General features: G+C 65.4%; 14 protein-coding genes and 1 pseudogene. 7 read left to right on the forward strand and 8 right to left on the reverse strand.

The features are described from left to right. Positions 1–23: 23 nt before the first annotated feature. From gnd to KFB96_RS02155, 3 genes are all read right to left on the reverse strand, one after another. The gene (gene gnd, locus KFB96_RS02145; RefSeq protein WP_213458741.1) at positions 24–1,040 is read right to left on the reverse strand and encodes a phosphogluconate dehydrogenase (NAD(+)-dependent, decarboxylating); all 1,017 of its coding nucleotides are present in this window, start codon (positions 1,038–1,040) and stop codon (positions 24–26) included. A gap of 42 nt (positions 1,041–1,082) precedes the next feature. Beyond that, a complete protein-coding gene (gene glgX / locus KFB96_RS02150; RefSeq protein ID WP_213458742.1) occupies positions 1,083–3,161 on the reverse strand; it encodes a glycogen debranching protein GlgX in 2,079 nt (692 codons plus the stop codon). 62 nt (positions 3,162–3,223) lie between these two features. Then, positions 3,224–3,595 carry a hypothetical protein gene (locus KFB96_RS02155; RefSeq protein WP_213458743.1) on the reverse strand — a complete coding sequence of 124 codons (372 nt, stop codon included), beginning with the start codon at positions 3,593–3,595 and terminating at the stop codon, positions 3,224–3,226. 336 nt (positions 3,596–3,931) lie between these two features. Between KFB96_RS02155 and KFB96_RS02160 the strand changes: the two genes are divergently transcribed. The 4 genes from KFB96_RS02160 to KFB96_RS02175 all read left to right on the forward strand — a co-directional run bounded on the left by KFB96_RS02160 (position 3,932) and on the right by KFB96_RS02175 (position 9,799). Next, complete coding sequence (locus KFB96_RS02160) at positions 3,932–6,355, forward strand: DUF2868 domain-containing protein (RefSeq protein ID WP_213458744.1); 2,424 nt, start codon at positions 3,932–3,934, stop codon at positions 6,353–6,355. Continuing rightward, the gene (locus KFB96_RS02165) at positions 6,355–7,788 is read left to right on the forward strand and encodes a GTPase/DUF3482 domain-containing protein (protein WP_213458745.1); all 1,434 of its coding nucleotides are present in this window, start codon (positions 6,355–6,357) and stop codon (positions 7,786–7,788) included. Before KFB96_RS02160 ends, KFB96_RS02165 begins: the two co-directional genes overlap by 1 nt. A 112-nt stretch (positions 7,789–7,900) precedes the next feature. Then, positions 7,901–9,199, forward strand: a complete 1,299-nt coding sequence (bioA, locus tag KFB96_RS02170; protein WP_213458746.1) for an adenosylmethionine--8-amino-7-oxononanoate transaminase — start codon at positions 7,901–7,903, stop codon at positions 9,197–9,199. A 243-nt stretch (positions 9,200–9,442) separates the two neighbouring features. After that, entirely contained in the window at positions 9,443–9,799 is a 357-nt protein-coding gene (locus tag KFB96_RS02175; RefSeq protein ID WP_213458747.1) for a hypothetical protein, read from the forward strand. A gap of 198 nt (positions 9,800–9,997) precedes the next feature. On the opposite strand, the gene KFB96_RS02180 is transcribed toward KFB96_RS02175, so the two are convergent. The 4 genes from KFB96_RS02180 to KFB96_RS02195 form a co-directional block, all read right to left on the reverse strand. Then, positions 9,998–11,545 carry an ATP-binding protein gene (locus tag KFB96_RS02180; RefSeq protein WP_213458748.1) on the reverse strand — a complete coding sequence of 516 codons (1,548 nt, stop codon included), beginning with the start codon at positions 11,543–11,545 and terminating at the stop codon, positions 9,998–10,000. 22 nt (positions 11,546–11,567) lie between these two features. After that, on the reverse strand, positions 11,568–12,059 hold the full coding sequence (locus KFB96_RS02185) for an EVE domain-containing protein (RefSeq protein WP_213458749.1): 492 nt from the start codon (positions 12,057–12,059) through the stop codon (positions 11,568–11,570). 226 nt (positions 12,060–12,285) lie between these two features. Then, positions 12,286–13,299, reverse strand: a complete 1,014-nt coding sequence (rsgA, locus tag KFB96_RS02190) for a ribosome small subunit-dependent GTPase A (RefSeq protein ID WP_213458750.1) — start codon at positions 13,297–13,299, stop codon at positions 12,286–12,288. A 4-nt stretch (positions 13,300–13,303) separates the two neighbouring features. After that, positions 13,304–13,597 (reverse strand): cytochrome c, encoded by a 294-nt coding sequence (locus tag KFB96_RS02195; RefSeq protein ID WP_213458751.1) that lies wholly within the window; start codon positions 13,595–13,597, stop codon positions 13,304–13,306. Between the two features lie 142 nt (positions 13,598–13,739). Between KFB96_RS02195 and orn the strand changes: the two genes are divergently transcribed. Then, positions 13,740–14,288, forward strand: a complete 549-nt coding sequence (orn, locus tag KFB96_RS02200; protein ID WP_213458752.1) for an oligoribonuclease — start codon at positions 13,740–13,742, stop codon at positions 14,286–14,288. Here orn and queG read toward each other — a convergent pair. Then, on the reverse strand, positions 14,285–15,331 hold the full coding sequence (gene queG / locus KFB96_RS02205) for a tRNA epoxyqueuosine(34) reductase QueG (RefSeq protein WP_213458753.1): 1,047 nt from the start codon (positions 15,329–15,331) through the stop codon (positions 14,285–14,287). The genes orn and queG overlap by 4 nt on opposite strands. Positions 15,332–15,555: 224 nt before the next feature. Here queG and KFB96_RS02210 point away from each other — a divergent pair. Together KFB96_RS02210 and tsaE are read left to right on the forward strand one after the other, a co-directional pair. Beyond that, a pseudogene (locus tag KFB96_RS02210) lies at positions 15,556–17,093 on the forward strand (NAD(P)H-hydrate dehydratase). Then, on the forward strand, positions 17,090–17,602 hold the full coding sequence (gene tsaE, locus KFB96_RS02215; protein ID WP_213458755.1) for a tRNA (adenosine(37)-N6)-threonylcarbamoyltransferase complex ATPase subunit type 1 TsaE: 513 nt from the start codon (positions 17,090–17,092) through the stop codon (positions 17,600–17,602). The pseudogene KFB96_RS02210 and the gene tsaE overlap by 4 nt, the downstream one beginning before the upstream one ends. Positions 17,603–17,660: the final 58 nt, after the last annotated feature.

Consider the following 17,660-nt stretch of genomic DNA (forward strand, 5'->3'; position numbering starts at 1 on the left):
GCGCATACCCTGCTGGGCGCGGTTTAACGTTCGGGCTTCTCGTGATGGCCGCCGAACTGATAGCGCATCGCCGAGAGGATCTGATTGGCAAAATCCGCCTCGCCGCGCGAGCTGAAACGCTCGAAAAGCGCCGTGGTGAGCAAGGGTGCCGGTGTGCCGGTCTCGATCGCCGCGAGGCAGGTCCAACGGCCCTCGCCCGAGTCCGAGACCCGGCCGCCGAATCCTTCAAGCTGCGGGTCCGCGCGCAGCGCCGTTGCCGTCAGGTCCAAGAGCCAGGAGGCGACCACGCTGCCGCGACGCCAGACCTCGGCGACCTCGCCGACGTCGATGCGGTATTGATAATGCTCCGGATTGGCCAGCGGCGCGGTCTCGGCATCCACCGCATGCTCATCCAGCCCGACACCGGCATGCTTGAGGATATTGAAGCCCTCGGCGTAGGCGGCCATCAGCGCATACTCGATGCCGTTGTGAACCATCTTCACGAAATGGCCCGCCCCGTTGGGGCCGCAGTGCAGATAGCCTTGCTCGGAGCGGCTGAAGGCGCCGGCGCGTCCGGCCGTGCGCTCGATCTCGCCGGGTCCGGGCGAGAGCGCGGCGAAGACGGGATCGAGCCGTTCGACCGCCTCGTCCTCCCCGCCGATCATCAGGCAATAGCCCCGTTCCAGACCCCAGACGCCACCGCTGGTCCCGCAGTCGACGAAATGGATCCCTTTCGGTGCGAGGCGCTTCGCGTGGGCGATGTCGTCGCGGTAGTTCGAGTTGCCGCCGTCGATGATGGTGTCGTCGGCTGCGAGATGGGGGATCAGGTCGTCGATGACGTGGTCTACGACCGCCGCCGGGACCATGATCCAGATGTTGCGGGGTGCTTCGAGCTTGGCGCAGAGATCGGCCATGTCCTGCGCACCGACGGCGCCTTCGGCGACCAGCGCGGCGACTGCGGCGGGATCGCGATCGTAGACGACACACCGATGTCCGGCGCGCATGAGTCGGAGCACCATGTTGGCGCCCATTCGGCCGAGCCCGATCATTGCGAGTTGCATGAGCAAAGTCCCCTGTTGGCGGCTGATGGGTCGTAAATGAATCTAGGCGGCGCGGCCTTCGAGCACCATCAGGCTGCGCCGTGCGACCCGGACACGCGATCCGGACGACCGGCTCGGCTCGGGATGATCCAAGATCGCGGGTTCGCGGCCGGTGTCGATTGCCACATGCCAGGACCGGCCGGCGAGCGGTGGAACCGCAAACTCCAGCGGAGCCTTTCCCATATTGATCATGATGTGCAGAGGCGGCTCCTCGGCGGTGAGCCCGGCGAGGGTGAAGGCCAAGGATTGCGCCGCGGGGTTGTCCCATTCCGGGGAATCGAGTCCAACCCCGTGCCAGGTGATATCCGGCAACGTGTGGCCATTCGCGGGCTCGCCGGTCAGGAAACGGCTGCGATGCAGGGTCGGGTGGCGTTGACGAAAGGCGATCATACCCCGGACGAAGTCGTGCATCCCGCAGTTGTCTTCGAGCAGGGTCCAGTCGAACCAGGAGATGGCGTTGTTCTGGCAGTAGCTGTTGTTGTTGCCCTGTTTGCTCTGCAGCACCTCGTCGCCGGATCGCACCATGGGCACGCCCTGGCTGAGCATGAGAATGGCGATGAAATTGCGGGCTTGGCGTCGCCGCAACGCGAGGATCGCCGGATCGTCGGTCGGGCCTTCGACACCGCAGTTCCAGCTCAGATTGTCGTTGTGGCCGTCGCGGTTATCCTCGCCGTTGGCCTCGTTGTGCTTGAGGTTGTAGCTCACCAGATCCCAGAGGGTGAATCCGTCGTGGCAGGTGATGAAGTTGATGGAGTTGCCGGGAAGCCGTCCGCGGCTCTGATACAAGTCGCTCGAGCCGGTCATCCGGGTCGCCACCTCGGCGACCACGCCGGCATCGCCCTTGACGAAGCTGCGTATCAGATCGCGATAGCGTCCGTTCCACTCGGCCCATCGAAAGCCGGGGAAGTCGCCGACCTGATAGAGACCGGCCGCATCCCAAGCCTCGGCGATGATGTGTGAACGACCCAGGGCGGGTGACAGCTCGGTCGCCCAGAGGATCGGCGCGTGATACTGGGGATGGCCGTCCTCGCCGCGCGCCAGGGCGCTGGCCAGATCGAAGCGGAAGCCGTCCACATGCATCTGCCGGACCCAGTAGATCAGGGCATCGATGAGGAAGCGTGTGACGATCGGATGGTTGCAGTTCACCGTGTTGCCGCAGCCGGTGTAGTCGCGGTAGAGGCGCCGATCGGAGAAATCCAGATGATAGAAGACCTCGTTGCCGATCCCTTTGAAACTGATCGTCGGGCCGCTGTTGCCGCCCTCGGCGGTGTGGTTGAAGACGACATCGAGGATCACCCCGATGCCGGCACGGTGCAGTGCCTTGACCAGATCGCGAAACTCGTCGCGGGCACGCGCCGGATCGAGCGCGAAACCGGGATGCGGTGCGAAGAAACTGTGGGTGCTGTAGCCCCAGTAGTTCTCGAGGCCCATGGCCGCGGTCTTCGGCGGGACGTCTTGGGGATCGAAGGCCATGATCGGCATCAGCTCGACATGGGTGATTCCGAGGTCCTGCAGATAGGGGATTTTTTCGATCACGGCACCGAAGGTGCCGGGGTGCGCGACCCCGGACGAGGGATGGCGCGTAAAGCCGCCGGCGTGCATCTCGTAGATGACCGCGGCGTTCAGCGGAATATGCAGGGGCGTGTCGCCCTCCCAGTCGTAGCGGTCGCGCACTACTTGCGCACGGATCGCGGTCGCGACATTGTCGCCCGGACGACAGGCGATCTCGCGATTCCACAGCCGATCGTCGACCGTGACGGCCCAAGGGTCGAGGAGCGCCTTCTCGCCGTCCATCCGACACCCGATCTCGCGGGTGTCGCAGGCCCCGCGGATGCGCCAGTTGTAGAAGACTCCCTCGCTCAAGCCCTCCACGAAGATGTGCCAAAAGAAGAAGGTTCGATTCACCTGCGGATCCAGCGCGATGATCTCGTAGGGCTCGGGACTGGCTGGCGTTTCGAACAGCAGCAGTGCGATGTCTGCCGCGTAGCGCGAGAAGATGCAGAAGTTCACCCCGTCGTCCGTTGCGCTGGCCCCGGCGTTGTCCCAGTCGCCGGTTTGAACCGAGTATCTCGCCTTTGCCATCCGCCTTCTCCTGCGTGGGACCGATTCCATCCAAAAACATCGCAGACCGCGCCGGGCGCGGTTTAGCGCCGGTCGCTGCCGGGGATCATCTGCTGAATCACACCCATCGGGTTGACTGCCGGAATTTGATCGCCGCCGCCGACGATGCCCGAGAGGCGCTCCATCGCGATGCGCATCCGACCCATGTCCTCGGCGATGGCCGGCAGGGTGGCGACCTGCTGTCCCATGCCGGAGACGTCTCGGGCAAGCGAGGTCATGTCCTGACGCATCCGGCCCATGTCGGCCGACATGGATGCCATCTCGCCCGCCATCAGGGCGACATTCGCGGAGATGTCGTGCATCAACTTCACCATGTACAGGAATGCGACGCCGGCGAGGAGTGCGGCGGCGAGGACCGCGAGGCGCGGCGTGGCGGGGCTCGAATCGCGTGTCATGGCATGCTCCGGTGAGTCACCGACGAGCCCCGATGATGCCATGCTCGGGCACCCCATTGCACGGGATGACGAGAGCGCCGCTCGCCCGCGCCGAGGGTGTATGCTCGGGCGTCGAAGCCGTAAACGTGAATTGAAGGCCGGACTGTGGGATATTTCGAACAATGATCGGCCGCCGGGTCGCTCGACCCGAGTCGAGATCACGGATAAGAATAACCGACGGGTCGCGTCCGAGCACGCCGTTGAGCTCGGAGCGTCGGCTCCAGGCGCCAGCAACAGGCCGCCTATACACACATCAAAGGGCGATTGACCAGCACCGAGGAGTCTTGACGCATTCCTATGGATTTCAGACATCATCCGGCCGATTCGACCAAAGTCCACGCCGTGCCCGACGAGGCGCGCGGTTGGACGGTCGCCGATCTGATCGACCTCGAGTACTACTTGGATGCCGACGAGAGCGAGTTGCGCGAGCATCCGTCGGCGCGCAAGACACTCGCCGAGCGCGATCGTTCGCTCTACCTCGACACGATCGCCCCCGAGATCGGCGATCAGCGGCCGCATACCCCGGCGCATCGGCGCTTAAGCCTGCGCCGATGGCTGGCCGCTCGCCGCAATGCGGAGCGTCCGGAGATGCGCTCGATCCTGCCGGGAGAGGCGTTCGGGAGCGCCGAGCGTCTGGTCACCATGCTGCTCGCGGTTGTCGGATTCATCGTCGGGATCGGGGTGGCCTCCACGCTGCTCAGCTACGACGGAACCCGCCCGGTCAGCGTCTCCTGGTATCTCTTTCTTCTGGTCATCGTGCAGTTTCTCCTCGTGGCTTCCCTCGTCACGGCCTGGGGGCTGCGCAAGGCGCGCGGGCGCGGCGCGGGCGCGGCGCCGGGCATCTTGACGCACATCGTACGTCCGCTCGTTGCCAAGGCCGCGAGCTGGTTTCAGAGTCAGCGGATCGGCCACGCCGCGGCCGAGATCCAGGATCAAGCGCGCGCTCGGCACGGGCTCCTCAAGTCGCAATACGCGGTCTATGGTCCGGTCTCCTATCTGCCCTTGTTGATCCCGGCCCAGATTTTCGGGATCGCCTTCAACGTCGGCGTCATCCTGACGACCCTGATTCTGGAATGGTTCACCGACCTGGCCTTCGGCTGGGGTTCGACCCTGAACGTCCATCCGCAGACGATCTTCGACATGACCCGTTTGATCGCGCTGCCCTGGAGCTGGCTGCTCGGCGAGGGCATCGGCTTCCCGAGCCTGGAGCAGGTGGCCGGCTCGCGCATCTTTCTCGAGCACTGGGCGAGTGTGACGCCGACCGTTAAACCGGATCCCGCGCATCTGCGATCCTGGGGCTCGTTCCTGCTCCTGGCCGTCACGACCTACGGTCTTCTGCCAAGGCTGATGTTGTGGGGCGGCTCCGTTCTGGCCCGACGCATGATTCTGGTTCGCCTGCCCTTCACCCACAGTCGCACCCAGGCGCTCTATGCCCGCATGCTCTCGCCGCGCATCGAGACGACGCCGAGCGGGGAACGCGCGGGCGGCGAGAGGGGCACCGAGATGCCGATCCCGGCCGCGTCGACCTCGCGCAAGCCGCGTCCATCTGGTCTGGACGGTCCGACCGAGCCGGAACCGCCGACCTCGGCGCGTCCTTGGCGCAATGCACTGGTTCGGCGTGTCGAGCCGGGGGGCGCGGCGCCGAGCTCCGCTCCGCCCCCTCCGCTCGCGCCTTCGCCGGTGTCACCGCCTGTCGATGCTCCGAGCGCGGCTCCTGCAGCGGAGCCCGAGCAGCAACCGGCGCTGCCGCCTTCCAGGGTTCCCGAGGAAGCCATACCGGTTGTTGCGGTAGGTCCGGTCGCGACGCCCGAGTCCAGCAAGACCGACCGCACGACCGCGCCGGCGGTTCTTCAGCCCAAACTCAAGCCTAAGCGTGAGTCGGAACCCGAGCCCGAGCCGCCGGCTGTGCCGGAGCCCGCGCCTGCTTCACCGGTCATCCCGGAGCCGGAAGCCGCGTCCGAGCCAACGCCCGATCAGGCCCGGCAAAAGCCTGCCGAGACGCAAGCCCGGCCCGCGGCGCCCGCGGTCCCCGCAACGCCGCGAGCCGAGCCGAAGCCGCGAGCCGAACCGAAGAAGGCGACGGCACAGCCCGCCGTTTCGAAGGGATCGGATTCGAAGCGCGCTGAGAAGTCGCCGGCGAAACCGCCTGCGCAACCCTCGTCTCAGCCGAAGATTGCAGAGACACCGACGCCTCCCCCCGCACCGGCACCGGCAGCCGCCGTTCCGACACCGCCGACGTCGACACCCGCGCAAGGCACCCGCTTTGCCCCCGACGCCTGTTTGCTCCTGCTGCACGTCGACATCGACGACATCCTCGAGGACGACGACCGTCCGCGTTTGGAGCAGATGCTGATGCACCTGACCGGTTGGCGGATTGCGGCGACGGCGACCGTCGGTGCCGGCAGCGCGATGACCGACGAGGCGCTCGGTATCCTGGAGCACGGCGACTGGCAGGCACCGCCGCCTCGGGTCGTGGTGGTCGAGGACGGCTCTCAGCCCCCGATCACGGAGAGCCTGCGCTTCCTGCGCGAGCTGCGCGCAGCGGCCGGGAAACGTGCCCAGATCATGCTCGCCCTGGTGGGCGATCCGACCGACGATGACCGTCTGCCGCCGATGCGCCCGTTCGACTACACGGACTGGCGGCGCAAGATCGATCAGATGGCCGACCCCTATCTGCGCTTGGAAATGCTTGCGCCGCCACACGAGGACGGAGACGACTGATGTCCGGGAAGATTCCAAGACTGGCGATCATGGGGCACCCGAATGCCGGCAAGTCCTCCGTGGTCGCGACACTCACCGAGAACGACCTGATCCAGATCGATAAACGCGCGGGCACCACGACCGAGGCGAACGTCTATCCCGTCGTCATCGACGGGCGACCGGTGATCGAGTTCATCGATACCCCTGGTTTTCAGAATCCCAACGCGATCCTGGAATGGTTTCAGGCCCAAAGCGACAAGTGTGAGCTGGCGCGGGCGTTCGTGGCCGCGCATCGGGCAGACCCCCTCTTTTCGCACGACTGCGAGCTCCTCGAGCCGGTTGCCGAGGGTGCGGCCATCATCCTGGTGATCGACGGCTCCAAGCGCATCAAGGAAAAGGATCGGGTCGAGATCGAGCTGCTGCGTCTGACCGCCCGCCCGCGCATGGCGATCCTGAACAATCTGACCAACAACACGCGCTACATGGCCCAGTGGCGCGATGCGCTCTGCAAGACGTTCAACTCGATCCGCGACTTCAATGCCCATCGCGCCACCTACGGCGAGCGCGTGCGGTTGATGCAGGCGCTCAAGAGCATCGATCAGCGCTGGGAGCCGCTCGTCGAAGAAGCGATCCATGCCTTCGAGCATGACTGGAACCGGCGTACCGATCAGGCCGTGACCACCATCATGGATCTGCTCAAGGAAGCGCTCACCTTCAAGGTGTCCAAGACCGTGACGGAGAGCAAGCTGGCTTTCGAGAGCGGGCGCGAGCGTGTCAAAGAGGACGTGACGGCGGCGTTCGAAGACGGGCTGCGCCAGCTCGAGAGGAAGGCGCAGGAGCAGATCCGCGCGAATTTTCGCCACCATGTCTGGCACATGCCCCCCGACTCGATTCTCGGCAAGGATCTGCTCTCGGAGGACGTGAATCAGGCGCTCGGTCTGTCCAAACGCCAGCTTGCCCTGGTCGGCATGGCTGCGGGCGCGGCCTCGGGTGCGACCATCGACATCTCGACGGCCGGGCATACCTTCGGAGCCGGCGCGTTGATCGGTGCGGCGACGGGCGGCGTGTTGGGGTTCATGGGGAGCAAGGCACTGGCCAAACTCAATATCGAACGCGCCTCGGGAACGCAGCGTTTCACGGTCGGCCCGGTTCACAATCCGCGCTTTCCCTTCGTCCTCCTGGATCGCATCGTGCTCTACAGCGCGCGGGCCATGAACTGGTCGCACGGCCGCCAAGCCGCGGAGGAAGACGCCTCCGATAAGGTTCCCGAGAAGGAGATCCGCCGTGCCGGGTTCACCGAGGAGCTGCCGGCCGCGCAGCAGCGCGATCTGGCGCGGTTCTTCAACGCGGCCAGGAAGGGCAAGTCCGAGCGCGAGGAGGAGTGTCGCGCCATTATCAGAGGCATCCTGCACGGGCTGGCGGTGAGCGAGATCGACAGTCGTGCGGATCTATAGTCGCGCCGACACGTCTCAGAAGTCGGTGAAGCACCATATCCATTCGTTGTCGTTGTCGTAATCGTAATCGACAACGACAACGACCGAAAGTGAACCCCTGCGTGAGCCCAAGGTGACAGAGGAAGAGCTGCTCGGGATCGACCGAGCCCACGCCTGGCATCCCTACACCTCCACGATCGATCGCGATCCGGTCTATGCCGTGCGCTCGGCCTCGGGCTGTCGGATCCGGCTCATGGACGGCCGCGAGCTGATCGACGGGATGTCCTCTTGGTGGTGCGCGATCCACGGCTACAACCATCCGGTCTTGAACCAAGCGGCGCGCGATCAGCTCGACGCCATGTCGCACATCATGTTCGGCGGGCTGACCCACGAGCCGGCAGTGCGCCTGATCGACACGCTGGTGAAGCTGACCCCGGAGCCGCTGCAGCACGTCTTTCTCTGCGATTCGGGATCGGTCTCGGTCGAGGTCGCCATCAAGATGGCGATCCAATACCAGCAGGCTGCCGGGCGACCCGAGCGGCACCGGCTCATGACGATCCGCACGGGCTATCACGGGGATACCCAAGGGGCCATGTCGGTCTGCGATCCCGTGACCGGGATGCACCATCTCTTCGGTCGCGTGCTGTCCGAGCAGGTCTTTGCACCGGCGCCCGCGTGCCGATTCGGCGAGCCCTGTCGGTCCAAGCAGATCGCCGCGTTTGCGGACTTGATCGAGCGGCATCACGCGGAGCTGGCCGCGGTCATCCTCGAGCCGATCGTGCAGGGTGCCGGGGGCATGCGCTTCTACAGCGCGGAGTATCTTGCGGAGGTCCGACGGCTCTGCGACCGCTTCGAGGTGCTCCTGATCGCCGACGAGATCGCGACCGGCTTCGGGCGTACCGGCGCACTCTTCGCCTGCGAGCATGCCGGGATCGCCCCGGACATCATGACCCTCGGCAAGGCCCTGACGGGCGGCTATCTGACGCTGGCGGCGACGCTCGCGACCGACCGGGTCGCCCGGACCATCTCCTCGGGCGACCCCGGCGTCTTCATGCACGGCCCGACCTTCATGGGCAATCCGCTTGCCTGCGCGATCGCCAATGCCAGTATCGAGCTGCTGCTGGCCTCCGACTGGCGAGCCAACATCGCGCGGATCGAGTATGGTCTGGGCGCCGGACTGGCAGGCTGCAGGGACCTTCCGGGTGTGGCCGAGGTGCGTGTGCTCGGGGCGATCGGTGTGGTCGAGATGGATGCTCCCGTGTCCATGCGCGAGATCCAGCGCCGTTTCGTCGCGCGCGGGGTCTGGGTGCGCCCGTTCGGCCGACTCGTCTATTTGATGCCGCCCTACATCGTCACCGACGAAGAGCTTGCGACACTCTGCGCATCGGTCGTCTCCGTCCTCGGCGAGATGGCGGTGGAGTCAGCTGGATAGTGCAGCACTGCAGATGTGTCGAGACTATTCGTTGTCGTTGTCGTTGTCGGATCGATGGTCGATTACGACAACGACAACGACAATGATCTCGGGCGGTCTCGGAATCTCTGCACCGCTCCGATAGACGCCCGGACAACAGACGGAGGATTGCTGCTTCGGCCTGCGTTGCCGCACGAACGCCCCCACATGCAGGGCAGGGCGACGAAACCGCGCCCCGATTCGACATGCTTCAGGAGCCTTGCCATGCAAGATCGCCCCGTCATCAAGACCGCCATCCCGAAACTCCGCTACCAGATCGGCAGCCACAGCGCCTCGCTGCTCGGCGAGATCGAGAGCGGGGATGGCCGTGCCTATCGATACATCCTCGCCTTCGTGCCGTCCGGGCAACGCGAGCCCGTCTTCTATGTCTGCGCCGAGCCAAGCCCGCCTGCGGAGCGCGCCGACGGGGCTTACCGGCTCGGCATCGTCGGCGAGGTCTTGTCGGAGGTGGTGGATACGGATGATCGCTGGGGCGATCTGGACGCCTTCGCCGAGCAGGCACTCAAGCTGGGCCAGCAGGCGCTCGGGCTGCAGCAGGCCTCCGTCGTCCGATTGATGTGATCCGGGCGCGTTCGAGGCGAATTCCGGAAACCGTTATGCCGAGCTGCGAGCCTGGGCGCTCCCCGCCCGCGGGCGTTGTGCTTCCTATCGTCAGCACAACCTACGGGTAGGGAATTCTTCGGAAACTGTTTGAAGTCCATGCGCATGGCTGGATCATACGCCGGGCGCCTGCGCAGATCGCCACCCGCGGCCGGCGACTCACAGCGTTTCCACCTCGAAGCCGACCAAGGCGCGGCGCTCGCGACTGAATTCGATCCCGATCTGGTGGATCGGCTGACCCAGTGCGCGGTACTTGTCGGCGTAACCGCGGTCTTTGATCTGTTGGAGCGCTCGCCCTTCCGGTGCCAACTCGACGACCTTGAACTCAAACAGCCAGATGCAGTTGTTGAACTTCAGGGTCAGGTCGATCCGGCCTTGGTTGCTCGTCTCTTCCGGGGTCAGGTCCAAGCCCAGCGCGGCCAGATGGCTGTAGAAGACGCTTGCATAGTAACCCTCGAAGCGGGCGATCGGATTGCCGGTGTGCCAGTGATCGGGGATGGCCGCGAAGAGGCTTTCGACATGGGCGCGCAAGGCCGCGAAGTCGCCGCCGACGAGCACGTCGTAGAGCCGGCTGACAGCCCGATCGGCCTGCATGGGGTCGCCCATCAAGCCTTTCAGGAGTGCGTCGTTGAGCGCAATCTCGATCTCGAGGTTGGGATAGCCCAGCGCATATTCGAGCCGCGCGCCGAGGCGCCGGGAGCCGGTGAAGGTCAGATAGCCGCTTTGCCAGAGCAACGCCTCCGAGGGCATGCTGTCCACGTCGAAGGTCGAGATCAATGCCTCGGAGGCATGCAGTCCGGCCAGATCGGGCGTAAAGAAACCGCGCGCGGTGAGCAGATCCACCAGAAAGGTCGGCGTCCCCGTCTCGAACCACCAGGTGCGGAACTCGCGTGCATCGAACAACAAGAGGAGATCGAAGGGGTTGTAGACCGCTTCGCCGGTCCAGTTGTAGCCGTTGTACCAGAGCCGGATCTGCTCGCGTTCCAGGCCCGCAAGCTCGGGGGCGAAGAGGCCGTCGACATCGGCCTCGGTATAACCGCAGAGCGCCGAATAACGGGCATCGACCGTGATGTCCTTCAGACTGTTGAGTCCCGAGAAGATGCTGACCTTGCTGAACTTGCTCACGCCGACAAGAAACGCAAAGCGGATGTGGGCGTCGTTGTCCTTGATGACCGAATAGAAGTTACGCAGTCCGTCGCGGAGCTCACGCGCGCTCTTCGCGTCGCTCAGATTGTCGAGGATCGGCTTGTCGTATTCATCCACCAGCACCACTGCGCGTTGGCCGGTGGCGGCATGGGCCAGCGCGAGCAACTCGGCAAAACAACCCACGACGTCCGTGCTGTCCCGACAGACCAGGCCAAGCGCGCGTTGGTTGCGGGACAAGAGATCCAGGATCCGCTGATCGAGCTCGATGCGATCACGCACCACACCCCCGCCGAAGCTGATCCGAATGACCGGATAAGGGGTTGTCCAGTCCCAATGCGGATGGATCGCGAGCCCTCGAAACAAGGGCTCGTTGCAGGCGAAGAGCTCCGCGAGGGTATCGATCAGCAGCGACTTGCCGAAACGACGCGGACGCGACAGGAAATACTGGCTGCCCTCGTCGACCAACTGGCGGATGAAGCCGGTCTTGTCGACATAGTAAAAGTCATCCTCCCGAATCTTGGCGAAGGTCTGGATCCCGATCGGCAGTTTACGGCGGTGCATGGCGGACCTCGACGGCGCGAAACTAAGAACCCGCTTCGGCATCGGTTTCGGACTCGAGGCCGAGGATGAAGTCCCATTGTTCGGACGTGACCGGCATGACGGAGAGCCGATTGCCGTTGCGCACGAGCGGGAAGCCGGCGAGGGGGCCTTCGGCATGCGCCTTGAGCTCGGCAAGCGAAATGGTCCGCTTCAGATGTCGCACGTAGCGCACCTCGACCAGATACCAGCGGGGTTTCTCAGGGTCGCTCTTGGGGTCGAAATACTTGGCCTCGGGATCGAAGGCGGTACTGTCCGGATACGCCTCGCTCGCCACCTCGGCGATCCCGACCACGCCCGGCATGGTGCAGTTGGAGTGATAGAAGAGGATGTGGTCGCCCGGACGCATGGCGTCACGCATCATGTTGCGGGCCTGGTAGTTGCGTACCCCGTCCCAGGGCTCGGTCCGGTCCGGGCGCGCGGCCAGGTCATCGAGACCGAAGGCGTCCGGCTCGGATTTCATCAACCAGTAGTTCATCCTGTCGTGTCCTGATTCGGCATCGCGTGACGGGACTTAAACCGCGTCCAGAGCGAGATGCGTCATTTTCATGTTGTGTCGGGCTCAAGGATTTTTCCGACCTTTTTGGAGACGCGGTTTAAAATTTAATATTTTTGAATACCTTAAACCGCGCCGGCTCCAGCGGCTCTGAAATCCGCCGGGGCCGACCCCACCCAAAAACATCGCATACCGCACCGGGCGCGGTTTAAGTGCGTGCCTGCTCCGCTTCAGCCAGCAGATGTTTGAAGTTGGCGAGCCGCTGCGGGGCGATCAGGCCCTCTGCGACGGCGCCGCGGATGGCGCAGTCGGGCTCTTGGTCGTGTCGGCAGTCGGCGAACCGGCAGTGTCCGATGTAGGGGCGGAGCTCGCGAAACCCTTGCTGCAGGGCGTCGCGGTCGAGCGCTCCGGTGCGGAAGCTGCGCACGCCGGGGGAGTCGATCAAGGCGCCGTCGTCGGCCAATCGATAGCAGGTTGCCGCCGAGGTGGTATGGCGCCCCAGTCCGGTCGCCTTGGAGAGTCGACCGATCTGGATCTCGCGATCCGGCAGCAGCACCTTGACCAAGGATGATTTGCCGACGCCGGACTGGCCCACCAGGATGCTTGTTTGCCCGCCGAGATGACGGATCAGCTCGATCAGGGTCTCCGGCTCGCGCAGACTGGTCCAGAGGAGTGCATAGCCGATGGCCGCGTAATAGGCGAAGCGCTCTTGAAACGCTGCACGCTCGTCCGCATCGAGCAGGTCCATCTTGTTGGCCACGATGATGGCCTCCACCCCCATGGTCTCCGCCGCAACCAGATACTGATCGATCAGATAGTCGCTCGGCTCGGGCCGCGGCGCGATCAGGATCACCAGGCGCGTCAGGTTGGCCGCCAAGGGCTTGTCGCGACCGCCGAAGTCGGGGCGACTCAGCAGCGTTTGCCGCGGCAGGATGGCCGTGACGACACCCTGATTGTCCGCGGTGCGTTGCCAGACCACGCGGTCCCCGCAGACCGGATGACCGATGTTCTGACGCGACAGGCAATGGGTGATGTCGCCGTCGGCGTCCTCGACCGCCAGATTGGCCCCGTGGCGCACGACCACCCGGCCCTCCACGGGCAACGGCTCGCCTTCGATCTCCGACAGAGCGTTGTCGACGCGCGCGGCGAGGCGTTGGCGGCGGCGGTCCTGGATGGTTTGGATCCGCTCGATCTGGCGTCCGGACAGCCGCCGTTTCGTCACCGGCTCAGCGCTCGAAACTGTAGAAGTGATGGTTCAGATAGGCGGCCACGTCCTTGATGTCTTCATCGAACCAACGCAGCCCGAGCGCGGTTTCGCAGCGTTGTACCTGCCGCTCGAGTCCGTCGAGCGAGGTGACCATGCGTCCGTCGCGCGTGTAGATCTCGCTGCCGTGACAGCTCAGACAGTTGTCTTCGTAGATCTCCCCGGCCTTCTCGCCGGGTTGCGCCTGTGCCGTAACCGACACGAGGCCGAGAAGCACGGCTGTGCCCGCGCCGAGGAGTATGGACTGGATCTTCATGGATGAGCCTCCGAAGGGTTGTTGGAATGCGCAAGGTCGCCAGCAGGCGAAAACGCCGCTACCCTAGCCGATCATGGTGTCGACCGCCGGGCTAGACCAGGCGGTCGGCTCACCCGTTTGCGGATTGCAGGAGAGCAGGCATTTGACCAAGAACGAGAATCATCTGATCTGGCTCGATCTCGAGATGACGGGGCTCGACCCCGCGACCGATCGCATCCTCGAGATCGCGACCATGATCACCGACAGCGATCTTCGCATCCTCGCCGAGGGTCCCGTCGTTGCGATCCATCAGCCCGAGGCCGTACTTGCCGGCATGGACGAGTGGAATCGCGACCATCACGGCCGATCCGGCCTGCTCGATCGGGTACGCGCGAGCACCCGGAGCGTCTCCGATGCCGAATCGACGACCCTGCGCTTCCTCGCGGATTTCGTCCCGCCCGGCGCCTCGCCCTTGTGCGGAAACAGCATCTGTCAGGATCGACGCTTCCTCGCGCTCTGGATGCCGAAGCTCGAGGCCTACTGCCACTATCGCAATCTTGACGTGAGCACGCTCAAGATCCTCGCGCAACGCTGGGCGCCCGACGTGGCGAGTGCCTTCAAGAAAGAATCGCGACACCTGGCCCTCGACGATATCCGCGAGTCGATCGACGAGCTGAAGCATTATCGCACGCATCTTTTGCGGGAGCTTTAACCGATCCGCCGGAGCGCCCAGCCGACATGTTCTCGAATCAAGGCGTCGGGATGGTTAGCACGGGTGTTCAGGGCCGCTTTCACCTCGGGTGAGGCGGGCGCGTTGCCGAGCGCGACGGCGATGTTGCGCAACCAGCGGATGTGGCCGATGCGACGGATCGCGGAGCCTTGCGTTCGGTCGAGAAAGGTCGTCTCGTCCCAGCCGAAGACCTCGACCAGCGAGGCTGTATCCAGTGCGTGGCGTGCCTGGAAATCCGGCTCGGCGCCGAGCCGGGCGAAGCGATTCCAAGGGCAGACCAATTGGCAGTCGTCGCAGCCGTAGATGCGGTTGCCCATCAGCGCGCGCAGCGGCTCCGGGATGCTGCCTGCATGCTCGATCGTCAGGTAGGAGATGCACAAGCGGGCATCCAGCACGTACGGCGCGACGATCGCACGGGTGGGACAGACCTCGATGCAGGCCCGACAGCGGCCGCAACGATCGGCAATCGGGGTATCGACGGGCAGCGCGAGATCCGTGTAGATCTCGCCGAGAAAGAACCAGGAGCCGGCCTTGGGGTGGATGAGGTTGGTATGCTTGCCGATCCAGCCGAGCCCGGCCTTCGCGGCCAGCGGTTTCTCGAGCACCGGCGCGGAGTCGACGAAGACCCGGTAGCCGAAGGGGCCGATTTCGGCGAGGATATGCTCGGCGAGGCGTTGCAGCCGCGCTCTGAGCAGCTTGTGATAGTCGCGGCCGAGCGCGTAGCGCGAGATGAAGGCGCGCGGCGGCTCCTCGAGCGCGGCCTGCATCGCCCGGTGCGACTCGGGCAGATAGTCCATCCGCACCGAGATCACCCGAACGGTGCCGGGCACCAGATCGGCCGGGCGCGAGCGTTTCAGCCCATGGCGGGCCATGTAGTCCATGGTGCCGTGACGGCCCTCGGCCAGCCAGCTCAGCAGGCGCGACTCGGCCGACGCAAGGTCGGTGTCGGTGATCCCGACCTGTTGGAAGCCGAGATCCAAACCCCGGCGCTTGATGCGGGCGACAAGCTCTTCGGGCGGTATCATTCCGGGTCGTCGTGCCTCGGCGATTGCGGATTCCCGAAGGATAGACCGCATCCGAAGCCGACTCGAACGCTTTGTTCGGCGACGGCGCCATCGAGTCAACCCATCGAGCACATCGGGATCCATGAACGCCGAGTACCGCACGACACACTGCTTCATCGACGCGATCCGGCTTCGGGGCACTGTGTCTCGCGTCGCCTGCAATCGAGCCCGTGCGGGAGCGCCACATGTCATCCCCGCCGCGGATTAATCCCATGCCCGACAGCGATCGCCTGCCGCATGCGCTCTATCGCGCCGAGCAGGTGCGCAACCTCGACCGCTGCGCGATCGAGCAGCACGGCATCCCCGGCATCACGCTGATGAACCGGGCCGGGGAGGTCGCCTATCGGATCCTGCGCGAACGTTGGCCGGATGCACGCGACCTGACGGTGCTCGTCGGGATCGGCAACAACGGCGGGGACGGGTACGTGATCGCGCGCTTGGCCCTAGCCGAGGGTTTGGCCGTACGCCTGCTGCAGCTCGGGGATCCGCAGCGCGTGACGGGCGACGCGGCCCTCAGTCGCGACGCCTGGCGTGACGCGGGCGGGACGATCGAGCCTTATCGCGGATTGCCGCGGCGCTCGGATGTCCTGGTCGATGCCGTTCTCGGAACCGGGCTGGAACGGCAGGTCGAGGGGCTCTGGGCCGAGGCGATACAGGCCCTCGACCACCAGCACGCGCCGGTGCTCGCCGTCGACATCCCGTCGGGTCTGCATGCCGATACCGGACAGGTCATGGGCGTGGCGGTGCGCGCGGATCTCACCGTCAGCTTCGTCGGACTCAAGCAAGGTCTCTTCATCGGGGCCGGACCCGAGTACTGCGGCGCGATCCGTTTCAGCGCGCTGTCGATCCCGGCCCGGGTCTATTCCAGCGAGGTGGCCTCGGCGCGGCGCATCGACTGGGATCAGCAGTCGGCGCGATTCGGGCGACGTTCCCGCACCGCGCACAAGGGCACCTTCGGACACTTGCTGATGATCGGCGGCGCCCCGGCCTGTCCGGTGCCGTGCGTCTCGCCGGCGAGGCCGCACTGCGGGCCGGTGCCGGATTGGTCACGATCGCCACGCATCCGGCGCATGCCGCTTGGCTGAATCTCTCGCGTCCCGAGCTGATGGTGTCGGCGGTCGTGACCTCGGCGGATCTGGCTCCCCTGATCGCGCGGGCCGATGTTCTCGCGATCGGCCCCGGGCTGGGTCGCGAGGCGTGGGGCCGCGATCTCTGGGAGTCCGTCCTTGGCCTCGGCCTGCCGATGGTCGTCGATGCCGACGCCCTGAATCTCCTCGCCGAGGCCCCGCGGTCGGGGCCGGATTGGGTGCTGACGCCGCATCCGGGCGAGGCGGCACGCCTGCTCGGGAGCGCCATCGCGGCGATCGAGCAGGATCGTCCGGCCGCCGTGCACGCGCTGCAGGGGCGCTACGGCGGTGTCGCCGTCCTGAAGGGCGCCGGAACCCTGATTCGGAGCGATCCGGCGCGCCCGCTTGCGGTCTGCAGCGACGGCAACCCCGGGATGGCGACCGCCGGCTCAGGGGATGTCCTGACCGGGATCATCGGCGCCTTGCGCGCTCAGGGTCTCGACGGGGAGGAGGCCGCCTGTGCCGGCGTGTGTCTGCACGCCGCGGCGGGCGATCGGGCCGCACGCACGGGCGAGCGCGGGCTCGTCGCGGGCGATATCATCGACGCCCTTCGTCCCGTGGCCAATCGCGTGCCCGCAGTGCAGGAGGAATCATGATCGAGCAACGGCTGCCCGATCCCGAGGCGCAGGTCGCCTTCGGGGCGCGGCTCGCGGCGCTCTTGCCGCCGCGTCTGATCGTCTATCTCGAGGGCGATCTCGGGACCGGAAAAACGACCCTGACCCGCGGTGTTCTCGCGGGGCTCGGTCATCGCGGTGCCGTGCGCAGCCCGACCTACACCCTGCTCGAGCCTTACGAGATCGGGGAGCGGCGGCTTTATCATCTGGATCTTTATCGTCTCGGAGATCCGCAGGAGCTCGAGTATCTGGGTCTGCGCGATCTGCTCGCCGAGGATGCCGTCTGGATGGTGGAGTGGCCCGAGCGTGGTCTCGGGATGCTGCCGCCGCCCGATCTCGTCATTGCGATCGCGTACGTCCCGAACGGCCGACATCTGTCTCTCTCGGCCCGGACGGTGTCGGGCGAGTCGGTGCTCGAGGCGCTGACCGGGCTCGGTTCCGCGGACTCGGCGCTTTTCGCATCGCCTGAGAAGTCGGATGTAATCCGATGATGCAGCATCGAAAGCCCTTGCTCCGCATGTTATCGTTCAACCCACGATCGATCGGATC

Origin of the sequence: Thiocapsa sp. (genome assembly GCF_018399035.1) — a bacterium.
In the GTDB taxonomy this organism is placed as follows: domain Bacteria; phylum Pseudomonadota; class Gammaproteobacteria; order Chromatiales; family Chromatiaceae; genus Thiocapsa.